We start from the raw sequence: 11,300 nt of genomic DNA, 5'->3' as shown, positions 1-11,300 counted from the left end.
GCCCGGCCGCCACCGGCGCCGGAGCACCGCGGGCTCTGAGCCGTTTTCCAACGGAAAACGGCTCTGACCCCATCGAGCGTAAATCGGGGTCAGAGCCCGTTGCGTAGCAACGGGATCCGACCCCGTGTCGACCAAGGTCGACACCCACCAACAGCAGCCGGAATCTGTCGAAGGCGGGGTGGGTCCGGTTGCGGGGGCGTGAGCCGCATGGGCCCGAGGTATGCCTCGGGCGGGTTGGGCAGGACGCCCAACCCCGGTCTTGCCGTGTGCGCAGGACAGCGCACACGAGCAAGCCGCGGCCAAGCTTACATGGGTGAGGGCGCTCTGCTTGCGAAGCACTGCTTCGCAAGCGCCCGAACGCCCAGCCGCCAGCGGCTGGGCCGGGCCCCGGAGGGGGACTTGCAGCCCCCCCGCAACTGGACCCACCCCGCCTCCCCTCAGGAAGTCAGCTTCTGCTGTTGCTCTGGCTTAGGCTTCTGCGGGTGCAGGGCGCAGCCCTGCAAACCCTCACCCCAACCCCTGCAACGGCACCTTCGCCAGCACCCGCGCCCACGGGAACAACGGCCCCGGATCACGCTTGCGTGCCACCATCAGCGCCGGGTCATCGCTGGCCGGCACCTGCTCCAGATCCAGCTCGTCGTGCCCGGCAATCCGCCGCAGCGACGGGTAGCGCGCTACCAGCGCCAGCAACAGCTGCTCCAGCGCCTGCAGCTGTGCCTCGGTGTACGGCTCGTCCATCGCCTGCTGGCGGCTGTCGAACCAGTGCGGGTAGCGGCCGGTGTTGACCAGCTCGATGCCCAGCGTGTGTGCGTTCATGCCGCGTACGTGGTGGGCCACGCGTTCCGGCGCCACGTACTGCACCACGCTGCCATCGCGGTCGATGTAGAAGTGGCCGCTGTTGCCGGCGCCGCTGTCATACAGCACGCGCTCGCCGTACTCACGGGCCATCGCCAGATCGGGCAGCTCGGTGCAGTGGATCACCACCATCTCCAGCGTGGCCGGGTCGCGCAGTGGCAGACGGTCTTGGTAGGGCAGCGGCTGCAGCTGCAGGCCGGGCAGGAGCGGGTTGGGCATCCGGCGATGCTAGCATTGCGGCATGAACCTGCCTTCCCTTTCCTCATCGGCCCGCTCCCATGGAGCGCGCGCATGAGCCGCGGCCACTGCATCCTGTCCCACGGTTTCGAGAGTGGCCCGGAAGCGACCAAGGTCACCGCGCTGGCCGACGTGGCGCAGCGACTGGGCTGGACCCATGAGCGCCCGGACTACACCGACCTGGACGCGATGAGCGAGGTCAGCCGGGTGGGCGATGTGCCGACCCGCCTGCGCCGCCTGGTCGAACGCACCGCCATCGCTGCCCAGCAGGGCCCGGTGGTGCTGGCCGGCTCCAGCCTGGGTGCCTACATCTCTGCCATCGCCTCGCTGCAGGTGCCGGTGGCCGGCCTGTTCCTGATGGTGCCGCCGACCACCATGGGCCCGATGCCGGCGCTGGACGCCGCCGCCGTGCCGACCACCGTGGTCCAGGCCTGGCATGACGATGTGGTGCCGGCCGCTGGAGTGATCGCCTGGGCCCAGGCGCGTTCGGCACAGCTGCTGCTGGTCGATGATGGCCACCGCTTGGAACGCCACGTTGAGGCCTCGGCACAGGCCTTCGAGCGCCTGCTGCGCCAGCTGTGAAGCCCGGGCGCACGGCGCGCCCGCCCGCATTGACTACAATGGCAGCCCCGCCGCCCCCGGCGCGGGCCTGCCGGCCGTGTCCACGGCCCTCCTTCTTGAATGGCCCGGCTTCCTGCCGTGCCTGACCACCTGTGAACCGATCCCGTGAAATTTTTTGTCTCCTGCGCCAAGGGCCTGGAATACCTGCTTGCCGATGAACTGTCGGCCCTGGGCCTTGGCAAGGCCACTGCCACCATTGCCGGCGTCAACGCCGAGGGCGAACTGGAGCAGGCGCTGCGGATCGTGATGTGGTCGCGCTTGGCCAGCCGCGTGCTGTGGCCGATCGACGAGTTCGACTGCCCGGACGAGCAGGCCCTGTATGACGGCGTGCGTGCGCTGCCGTGGCACGAGCACCTCAAGCCGGAGATGACCCTGGCGGTGGACGCGCACGTGTCGGGCGACAAGATCACCCATGCCCGCTTTGCCGCGCAGCGGATCAAGGACGCCATCGTCGACCGCATGCGTGATGAAGGCCTGGAGCGCCCGTCGGTCAACACCGACCTGCCGGATGTGCGCGTCAACCTGTCACTGCGCAAAGGCCGTGCCTCGCTGTCGATCGACCTCGGCGGCGGCCCGTTGCATCGCCGTGGCTGGCGCGGCGCCGCTCACGAGGCACCGCTGAAGGAAAATCTGGCCGCCGCGCTGCTGCTGCGCGCGCAGTGGCCGCGGCTGCACGCCGCCGGTGGCGGCCTGCTGGACCCGATGTGCGGCAGCGGCACGCTGCTGATCGAAGGCGCGCTGATGGCCGCCGACGTCGCGCCCGGCCTGATGCGCCACGGCAGCCTGCCGCCGAGCCGCTGGCTGGGCTTCGACAAGGCCGCCTGGAAGAGCATCCAGAGCGAGGCGCGTGACCGCGAAGCGGCTGGCCTGGCCGCGCTGAAGCCGGTCATCCACGGCAGCGACATCGACCCGACCGCGATCCAGGCGGCACGCGAGAATGCCGAGGTGGCCGGTGTCGCCCACGCGATCCGCTTCACCCGCGCCGATGTGGCCGACCTGGCCGCGCCGGAGCAGGAGATCGGTGCGGTGGTCTGCAACCCACCGTACGACGAGCGCCTGGCCGCCGACCCGGCGCTGTACCGCGCGCTGGGCAACGCCCTGCAGAAGGCCGTGCCGCAGTGGCGTGCCAGCCTGCTGTGCGGCAACGACGAGCTGGCCTTCGCCACCGGCCTGCGCGCGGGCAAGAAGTACCAGATGTTCAACGGCGCGCTGGAATGCGCGCTGATCGTCTGCGATCCGATCGCCGTGCCGGGGCGTGATCCGGCACAGCCGCGCGAACTGAGCGAAGGCGCGCAGATGGTGGCCAACCGCCTGCGCAAGAACCTGAAGAAGTTCAAGAGCTGGCGTGCCCGCGAGGACATCACCTGCTTCCGTGCCTACGATGCCGATCTGCCGGAGTACGCGGCGGCCATCGATGTCTACGAGGAAGACGGTGGCAAGCGCCGTACCTTCCTGCATGTGCAGGAGTACGCGGCACCGGCGGCGATTCCGGAGAACGACGTGCGCCGTCGCCGCAACGAACTGCTGGCCGCTGCACGTGAAGTGTTCGGCGTGCCGCCGGAGCAGGTCTCGATGAAGTCGCGCGAGCGCGGCAAGGGCGGCAGCAAGTACGGCCGTTTCGAGCAGCGTGACGAGTTCATCGTGGTGCGCGAGAACAACGCGCTGCTGCAGGTGAATCTGTTCGACTACCTGGACACCGGCCTGTTCCTCGACCACCGCCCGCTGCGCCGGATGATGGCCGAGCAGGCGCGTGGCAAGCGTTTCCTCAACCTGTTCTGCTACACCGGCGTGGCCAGCGTGCAGGCGGCGGTGGCCGGTGCCGCCAGCACCACCAGCGTCGATCTGTCGGCGACCTACCTGCAGTGGTGCTACGACAACCTGGCGTTGAACGGGCAGGGCGGCAACCAGCACCTGCTGGTGCAGGCCGATGCGATGGCCTGGCTGGAAGGCGACCGTGGCCAGTACGACGTGATTTTCTGCGATCCGCCGACCTTCTCCAACTCCGCACGCGCCGATGACTTCGACGTGCAGCGCGAGCAGTTGAAGCTGCTGCGCGCGGCGGTGGCGCGGCTGGCGCCGGGTGGCGTGCTGTACTTCTCCAACAACTTCCGCCGCTTCAAGCTGGAAGAGAACGCCATCGCCGAATTTGCCCAGTGCCGCGAGATCACCGCACGCACCATCGGCCCGGATTTCGAGCGCAACGCGCGCATCCACCGCGCGTGGGAACTGAAGCGGTTGGGGTAAGTCCGGTAGTGCCGGCCGCTGGCCGGCAACGTTGTCAGATCCGCAGAGGGTTCATGGGATGCCGGCCAGCGGCCGGCACTCCCCATATCTGGCCGGTACATCCACGCCATGCGTGGAGGGCTGTTCAGTAGATCCACGCCATGCGTGGATGGCGGTTACAGCAACGCCACCAGCAGCCCGGCCACGGGCAGTGCGATCGCCAGCGGCGCGATCCATTTCGGCCGGTACGGGTACAACCCGAACGACAGCACCACGCCGCCCACGGTCATCACGCCCAGCCACAGCACCGGGCCCATGGCCCAGCCGTGGTCGACCACGCACAATGCGAACGCTACCGTCAGCAGCACCCAACCCAGCACCCGCCACTGCGTGCGCCGTGCCGGGGTGGCTGCAGCCTTGCCGTGCAGGTCGTGCTGGTGCTTCTCCATCGCCAGCGACAGCGCGGTGAACGCAGAGAACGACAGGGTCAACGCCAGCAGCATCATGCGCTGGCCTCCGCTTCGGCGGTTTCTGCAGCGTCCACCGGGGCCTTGGGCGCCGCCGCCGCCGCTGCACGCTTCTTCTTCTCGGCCGCGCTCAGCGGTGGTGTCCAGCGCTGCATGCGCCAGCCGCACAGCGCCAGCATCGCGCCGAACGCGATCATCGACAGATCAAAGCCAGCCAGCACCCAGTCGCCATTGTGCAGGGTGTTGCCCAGGTGCGCATGCGTGGTCAGTGCATTGACCACCGGCACCAGCGCGAACGCAGCCGCACCGAGGTACAGCTGCCAGGCCCACATCATCCGCTTCGGCCAGATGAAGGCGGCCAGCAATGCCGCACCCCAGGCATAGAAGAAGGTGTTGGCCTCGGCACTGGAGCGCTCGGCGATGTCCAGCGGCAGCAGGCGGTTGCCCCAGAAGTACGCTGCAAAGGCGATCGGCAGGCCGGCCACGGTACCGATGTTCAACGCATCGACCAGGCGCAGGCCGAAGCCTGTGCGGCCACTCTTGGCGTGCTTGGGCCGTTCCTTCACCGCCCACAGCACCACGCCGCTGGCCACCATCAGGCAGCCGACCAGTCCGGACAGGAAGAACAGTGCACGCAGGCCCCAGTCGGCGAAGCGCGCCAGATGCAGGCCGTACAGCACGCCGCGGGTGGCGGTGGCGCCACCGGAAGGCGGTGTTTCTTCCAGCAGCGTGCCGTTGACCATGTCGTAGCGCACGGCCGGGGTGTCGGTGGACAGGCGCTTGCCGTCACGCTGGCGGATGTCGATCACTGCATTGGCCGCGCCCGGGTTGGACACGGTGAAGCCGGCCACTTCCACGCCGTGCCAGTGTGCACGCGCGCTGTCCAGCAGCTGCGCGATCGGCAGCGGGGTGGCGCGGCCTTCGGCAGGTGCGGTCACCTCCGGCATGCCGCCGAAAGCTTCGCTGAAGAACTTGTCCTCGTCCTGAGGGTAAGCCACCTTCACGCCCCACGGCAGGTACATGATCATCAGGGTGACGATGCCGGTGTAGGTGATCATCGCGTGGTAGGGCAGGGCCATCACCGCGCTGACGTTGTGGAAATCGAGCCAGGAACGCAGGCCCTTGTCCTTGCGGAAAGTGAAGAAGTCCTTGAAGATTTTCTTGTGGGTGATGACGCCGGTGATGATTGCCACCAGCATGAACATCGCGCAGAAGCCGACCAGATAGCGCGCCCACAGCACCGGGATGTAGTGCAGGTCGAAATGCAGGCGGTAGAAGAAATCACCGCCGCGGGTCTCGCGGGCCTTCAGCGCCTGCCCGGTGTTCGGGTCCAGTGTGGCATCGCCAAAGCCCCCTCGACGGCCACGACTGGGATCGGCCAGCTCCGGCGGCAGCCGCCAGAACATCTGCATGGCCGGGTTGCGCGGTTGTGGCAGGGTGACGAACCAGTTCTCGGCCTGCGCAGCGTTGGCCTGCAGGTAGTCCACGGCACGCTGCGCGGCCACATCGATGCTGACGTTGCTGGAGGGCAGTTCCGGGCGCATCCAGCGGCTGATTTCCTCGCGGTAGTAGCTGGCCGTGCCGGCCATGAAAATCAGCAGCAGCAGCCAGCCGACCAGCAGGCCGGTCCAGGTGTGCAGCCAGGCCATCGACTGGCGGAATCCATTCTTCATGCCCAGGCCCCCAGCATGCGCGCGATAGCTGCCATCAGCAGGGTGGGGGCGAGGATGCCGACCCACGCACGCAGCGCACTGCGCGTGGCGAACGCCCACAGCGCCGCGCAGGCGGCCACCAGAATGGCCAGCAGCATGCCGGTCAGCACGGTCTGGCCACGTGCGCCGGGCAGCGCCACCGCGCAGAACACGCTGGTCACAGAAGCCAGCGCGTAGCCGCCGAAGATCGCCGCCAGCGAGCGTGACAGCACGCCCCAGCGCGGGTTGGAGAAGAAGGTGCGGGGGCTGGCGGTTGCGGGCGAGCGGTCCACGGCGTTCCTGCAGGTTTCAGTGAAAAGGAACCGGCGCACCGCAGCGCGCCGGGGTTGGCCATCCGTGGCCGGGCACCGGTCGCAGAACCGGTGCCATCCATCGAGGGTCAGAGCTTCCAGCGCAGTGTCATCGTCACATTGCGCGGTTCGCCCCAGAACACGCCGTCATAGAAACCGACGCGGTTGTAATACTTCTTGTCCAGCAGGTTGTTCACGTTTACCTGCGCGGTGAAGTTCTCGTTGAAGCGATAGCCCGCCGACAGGTTGAGCAGGTAGATGTCGCCCTGTTCGATTGCCACGCGGTCGCGCTTGCCGCTGGTCAGGAAGTCCGCACGCGGCTTGTTGCTCAGGCTCCAGATACCGCTCTGCCAGGTGGCGCCACCGCCCAGCCAGAAGCGGCCTTCAGCACCGCCCGGTCGCCAGCTGGCGTTGAGGCGGAACAGATCGACCGGGACGACGGTGTTCTGGCGCACGCCCTGCGCATTGCGGCTGACGGTGTGGGTGAAGCCGGCCGCCAGGTTCCAGTTCTCACCAAGGCTGCCTTGTGCTTCGATCTCCCAGCCCTTGACCTTGTTGCCCTTGCCGGTGGAGCGGTAGGCACTGACCCCACCCGGCAGCGAGTTTTCCGGCACCGAGTCATCGAGCTCGGCAACGTTGTCCTTGTGGCCCTTGAACACGGCCGCGGAAGCATTCAGCAGACCGTCGAAGAACTCGGCCTTGACGCCGGCCTCCCACATGTCACCGACCACCGGTTCGAGGTAGTTATTGTCCCGGTCACGGTAGTTCTGCGGCTGGAAGATGTCGGTGTAGCTGACGTAGCCGCTGAAGTAGCGGTTGAAGTCGTAGATGAAGCCAGCATACGGAGTGAGCGAGTCGTCCGGCTTGTAGCCGCCGCGACGCGTATCGGTCAGGCGACCGGCGGCGTCATGGGTATAGTTCCAGGTACGCGTTTCCCAGCTGCCGTAGCGCGCGCCAAGCACCGCGGTCAACGGATCGGCCAGCTGCAGGCGCGTCGCCAGATAGGCCGCGCGCTGGCGCAGTTCGTCTCCAGAAGCCAGATAGCCCAGGCGGGTAACCTGCAGCGGCGCGACGTCTCCGTTCCAGCGGTGCCAATCCGGTACACGGGTGTAGCTGTCCGGGTAGGCAGCAGTGTCGGTGGCAGGCACGTCACCCTTGCGCACGGATTGGCCGAAACCGAGCACCAGCTCGTGTTCCCGGCCGAACAGCCGGAACGGACCGCCAACATTGAAGTCGAACACCTGCATATCGCCGTTCTCGCCGAAGCTGCCGACGAAGGCGCTGATGCCGCTGCCATCGGCATTCGGGTAGCCGGAGGCCCCGTACCACACCGCACCGTCGGTTTCGCGCTTGGAGCGGGTATAGGCGGCCTTGGCGGTCCAGCCGTTGCCCAACTGCTGCTCAAGGCGTGCGAATGCGCTCTTTTCGATGATCGGCCAACTGCTCCAGCGGGCGGACAGGTTGGTCGAGCGCGGCAGGTTGGCGGGCTGGCCATCGGACCCCCAGTACGGCACCACGCCCCAGGTCACGCCAGTGGTGCGCGGCGACTGGTACTCGTAGCCGGCCTCGAGCAGGGTCGTGTCGGTAATGTCGGCCTGGACGATGCCGTAGAACACGTCCTTGTCCAGTTTGTAGACATCGCGGAACGAGTCGCTCTGCTGTTTGGCCGCCACCACGCGCGCGCGGATGCGGCCGTCGAGTGCAACCGGGCCACCGAGGTCGGCCTCCAGGCGCTGGTTGCCCCAACGCCCGAGGGTCAGGTTGGCGCTCATCTGGAAGCTGTCGGTAGGACGCTTGCGCACGAAGTTGATGGTGCCCGAGGGATCGCCGGCACCGGTGGTCAGGCCGGTTGCGCCGCGCACCACTTCGATGCGGTCATAGATCACGCTGTCGGTGTTGGTCTTGATGTACCCACCGAAGGTGTTGAGCATCCCATCGACCTGGAAATTGGTGATGTTGTAGCCGCGCGAGACGTAGTTGATGCGCTCACTGTCGGTAACCGATACCGCCACGCCGGTGACCTGGCCCATCACATCGGACAGCGAGAACAGGCCCATGTCATCCAGGCGCTGGCGGGTGACCACGGTCATCGACTGCGGCGTCTGGCGCAGCGACAGGCCGAGCTTGGTGGCCGTGCTGGCACGCTTGACCGTATAGCTGTCGACGATATCGCCGTCAGCGGTGACCTGGACCGTATCCAGCGTGCGCGCGGAAGGATCGGCAGTGCCGTCGGCGTGGGCCAGCGGGGCGATCATCAGTGCGGTCACGGCCAGGGCCAGCAGAGTGGGATGAGGGTGGTTCAACGGCATTGCCATCGGTGCGATTCCATGCAGGACGAAACAGGCGATGGAATGCGCAGACACAGCAGCCATGCGCTTCGCGCACGTCGCCCAGCGAGTCCCATCGACGGTGCGCCACCCGCTTGGTGCGGGCGACCCGGTAGTCGGGGGATGTACACGGGCGAAGGGGCGGGTGGGTGCGTGCTTCCGTGCCCCGCTTGGCTAAGCGTACAACCGATCGGCAAATGATAGGCATTCGCATTTCGTTAATCAAGCGTGACGAATTCCGTCTCCACGCAGGGCATGGATCGACTGCCGGATGGGGTCCTAGAACCTGAACACCACCGTCGCGGCGTGCAGCAGCAGGCCGATCAGGCCACCCACCAGGGTGCCGTTGAAGCGGATGAACTGCAGGTCGCGACCCACGCTCAGCTCCAGCTGCTCGACCAGGTGCCGTTCGTCCCAGCTCTTCACGGTCTGCGCGATATGCGTGGTCACGCCTTCGCGCAGGCGGCCGGTGAGGCGCTGGGCGCCCTCCAGCAGATGCTGGTTGAGCGCGTCGCGCAGGGCCGGGTCGGCCTGCAGGCTGGCGCCGAGCGAACCCAGGCTGCGCTGCAGGTGGCCGACCAGCGCTGAATCCTCACGCTGCAGGTCAGCACGCAGGCTGGCATGGATGCGCGCCCACAGCCCCTGCACGTACTCCTGCAGGGCAGGGTGGTCGATCATTTCCTGTTTGAGCTGTTCGATGCGCTCGGCCAGGGCCGGGTCCTCGCGCAGGCGCTGCACGTAGTTCTGCAGCCAGCTCTCGTAGTCTTGGCGCAGCGGATGCTGCGGCTCGGCCAGCACCTGCTGCAGTTCTTCCAGCACCGCCCGCGCCAGTCGCTCGGCCAGGCTGTCGCCGATCTCGTCGATCGGCTTGACCCAGTTCACCGTGCTCGACAGCGTCGGCCACTCGCGCTGGATGTAACGCACGATCAGCTGCGAGGCGCGCTCCTTCACTTCCGGCTGCTCCAGCCAGCGCCCCAAGCGCTGCAGGCCCTCGTCCAGCACGCGCTGGTGGCGCCCATCGGCGGTCAGCAGGGCCAGCAGCTCACCGGCGGTGGCGGCGGCATTCCACTGCCGCAGCTGCTGCACCACGAAGGCGTGCAGCTGCCGGCGCACCGCGGTTTCGTCGAAGAAGTCCAGTGCCTGCAAGGCCCAGCCGCGGGCCATGTCGGCCAGCATCCGTGAGCGCGCCGGATCGGCCAGCCAACTGCCGAGGCGGCTGGCCGGATCGAACACCTGCAGCTTGGCCAGTAGCACACCCGGCTCCAGGAACTGGTCGCGCACGAACAGCGCCAGGCTGTCGCCGATGCGTTCCTTGCTGCGTGGGATGATTGCCGTATGCGGGATCGGCAGGCCCATCGGCCGTCGGAACAGCGCGACGACCGCGAACCAGTCGGCCAGTGCGCCTACGGCCGCTGCTTCGCAGAAGGCCGAGACCCAGGCCCAGATGCCGCGCTCGCCCTGCCAGTGGCTGACCGCGAAACCGGCCAGCATCAACAGCAGCAGTCCCAGCGCGAGGGCTTTCAGGCGCCGCAGCTGTGCGCGGCGCGGATCGTTGGCAGACGTCATGCCGGAAGTCTAACCGGCACGGCATGAGCATCTGGTAGTGCCGGCCGCTGGCCGGCATCCGCAACGCACCCGGAACGTCCATGGGGTTGCCGGCCCGCGGCCGGCACTACCCGTTGGTTCAGAGCGCTTCGAGCTGCTTGCGCAACGCCGCCAGCTGCGCGCGCAGGGTGTCGTTCTCGCGGGTCAGCGCGACCACGCGGCGGCGCAGCGCCGGGGCATCCTCGCCCAGCTGCTCCAGTGCCGACAGCACCTCGGCGTCGCGGCTGGCGATCTGCTCTTCGTCCGCTTCCTCGAAGCCCATCTCGGCTGCTTCCGGCTTCGGTGCGCGCGGCTTGCGCTTGGACTCGCGCACGCGCTTGGCGGCCTGCTTCAGCTCATCCTTGCCACCGGCGGCAGCGGCGCGCTGCTCGTCTTCCGGCAGGTCGGCCACGGCAGCAGCAGCGCTGATCGAGATCACGCCGGCCTTCACCGCTTCCACCACCTCGGCCGCGGCCTGGGCGTGGATGCGTTCGATCATGCCGACCTGGCTGGTGCTCAGCTTGGCCTCGCGGGCCAGCTCGGCGCGGCTGATCTTCGGTGCCGGTTCCCACGGCGGGCTGTCCTCACCCGCGTCCTCGATGGCTTCGGCGGTGCCGTCGCTCTCGCGTTGCAGCTGCGCCTGCTCGATCTGCTTGCGGGCGGCCAGGATGTCGCGCTTGCGCAGCGCCAGCACGCCGCGCTGGAAGTCGGACACGCTGCGGCGGCCCAGGTGCTGCTCGATCATCCACAGGTGCACGTCTTCCATGCTCTGGAAGCGGGTGTTCTGCACGGTATTGAAGGGCAGGCCATGCTTCTGGCAGATGCCGAAACGGTTGTGGCCATCGACCAGCACATCGCCCCACAGCACCAGCGCATCGCGGCAGCCTTCAGCCAGGATGCTGCGCTCCAGCGCGTCATGTTCGTCCGCGGTCAGCGGGTCGATGTAGGCCTTGAGTTCTTCTTTGACGACGATATCCATGGGCA

Annotated in this window: 9 protein-coding genes; 2 read left to right on the top strand and 7 right to left on the bottom strand. The window is 67.6% G+C overall.

Translation table 11 applies throughout. The features are described from left to right. Nucleotides 1–507: 507 nt before the first annotated feature. Nucleotides 508–1,074 (bottom strand): N-acetylmuramoyl-L-alanine amidase, encoded by a 567-nt coding sequence (locus tag V3B25_RS04695; RefSeq protein ID WP_329810202.1) that lies wholly within the window; start codon nucleotides 1,072–1,074, stop codon nucleotides 508–510. A gap of 72 nt (nucleotides 1,075–1,146) precedes the next feature. Here V3B25_RS04695 and V3B25_RS04690 point away from each other — a divergent pair, with 72 nt between their 5' ends. Together V3B25_RS04690 and rlmKL are read left to right on the top strand one after the other, a co-directional pair. Further along, nucleotides 1,147–1,674, top strand: a complete 528-nt coding sequence (locus V3B25_RS04690) for an alpha/beta hydrolase (protein WP_049431244.1) — start codon at nucleotides 1,147–1,149, stop codon at nucleotides 1,672–1,674. A gap of 144 nt (nucleotides 1,675–1,818) precedes the next feature. Next, entirely contained in the window at nucleotides 1,819–3,957 is a 2,139-nt protein-coding gene (rlmKL, locus tag V3B25_RS04685) for a bifunctional 23S rRNA (guanine(2069)-N(7))-methyltransferase RlmK/23S rRNA (guanine(2445)-N(2))-methyltransferase RlmL (protein WP_329810200.1), read from the top strand. Nucleotides 3,958–4,112: 155 nt separating this feature from the next. Here rlmKL and V3B25_RS04680 read toward each other — a convergent pair whose 3' ends face one another. The 6 genes from V3B25_RS04680 to V3B25_RS04655 all read right to left on the bottom strand — a co-directional run bounded on the left by V3B25_RS04680 (nucleotide 4,113) and on the right by V3B25_RS04655 (nucleotide 11,295). Continuing rightward, complete coding sequence (locus tag V3B25_RS04680; RefSeq protein WP_049399886.1) at nucleotides 4,113–4,442, bottom strand: DUF3325 domain-containing protein; 330 nt, start codon at nucleotides 4,440–4,442, stop codon at nucleotides 4,113–4,115. Then, nucleotides 4,439–6,076 (bottom strand): PepSY-associated TM helix domain-containing protein, encoded by a 1,638-nt coding sequence (locus V3B25_RS04675; RefSeq protein WP_049423316.1) that lies wholly within the window; start codon nucleotides 6,074–6,076, stop codon nucleotides 4,439–4,441. Before V3B25_RS04675 ends, V3B25_RS04680 begins: the two co-directional genes overlap by 4 nt. Then, nucleotides 6,073–6,387: a DUF3649 domain-containing protein gene (locus tag V3B25_RS04670; RefSeq protein ID WP_049423314.1), complete on the bottom strand. Its 315-nt coding sequence runs from the start codon at nucleotides 6,385–6,387 to the stop codon at nucleotides 6,073–6,075. The genes V3B25_RS04675 and V3B25_RS04670 overlap by 4 nt, the downstream gene beginning before the upstream one ends. A gap of 107 nt (nucleotides 6,388–6,494) precedes the next feature. Continuing rightward, the gene (locus V3B25_RS04665) at nucleotides 6,495–8,720 is read right to left on the bottom strand and encodes a TonB-dependent siderophore receptor (RefSeq protein ID WP_329810199.1); all 2,226 of its coding nucleotides are present in this window, start codon (nucleotides 8,718–8,720) and stop codon (nucleotides 6,495–6,497) included. Between the two features lie 291 nt (nucleotides 8,721–9,011). Then, a complete protein-coding gene (locus V3B25_RS04660; protein WP_329810198.1) occupies nucleotides 9,012–10,298 on the bottom strand; it encodes a DUF445 family protein in 1,287 nt (428 codons plus the stop codon). Between the two features lie 118 nt (nucleotides 10,299–10,416). After that, nucleotides 10,417–11,295: a plasmid replication/partition related protein gene (locus tag V3B25_RS04655; protein WP_329810197.1), complete on the bottom strand. Its 879-nt coding sequence runs from the start codon at nucleotides 11,293–11,295 to the stop codon at nucleotides 10,417–10,419. Between the last annotated feature and the right edge of the window lie 5 nt (nucleotides 11,296–11,300).

It is taken from the genome of Stenotrophomonas sp. SMYL8, from assembly GCF_036320065.1.
Classification (GTDB): domain Bacteria; phylum Pseudomonadota; class Gammaproteobacteria; order Xanthomonadales; family Xanthomonadaceae; genus Stenotrophomonas; species Stenotrophomonas maltophilia_A.
Note: the sequence above shows the minus strand (reverse complement) of the source record. Positions and strands in the feature narration are given on the sequence as shown.

Excerpts from the sequence above, each read along its gene's own strand:
- V3B25_RS04695 (WP_329810202.1), bottom strand. The coding sequence starts at position 1,074 with ATGCCCAACCCGCTCCTGCCCGGCCTGCAGCTGCAGCCGCTGCCCTAC.
- V3B25_RS04690 (WP_049431244.1), top strand. The coding sequence starts at position 1,147 with ATGAGCCGCGGCCACTGCATCCTGTCCCACGGTTTCGAGAGTGGCCCG.
- V3B25_RS04680 (WP_049399886.1), bottom strand. The coding sequence starts at position 4,442 with ATGATGCTGCTGGCGTTGACCCTGTCGTTCTCTGCGTTCACCGCGCTG.
- V3B25_RS04675 (WP_049423316.1), bottom strand. The coding sequence starts at position 6,076 with ATGAAGAATGGATTCCGCCAGTCGATGGCCTGGCTGCACACCTGGACC.
- V3B25_RS04665 (WP_329810199.1), bottom strand. The coding sequence starts at position 8,720 with ATGGCAATGCCGTTGAACCACCCTCATCCCACTCTGCTGGCCCTGGCC.
- V3B25_RS04660 (WP_329810198.1), bottom strand. The coding sequence starts at position 10,298 with ATGACGTCTGCCAACGATCCGCGCCGCGCACAGCTGCGGCGCCTGAAA.
- V3B25_RS04655 (WP_329810197.1), bottom strand. The coding sequence starts at position 11,295 with ATGGATATCGTCGTCAAAGAAGAACTCAAGGCCTACATCGACCCGCTG.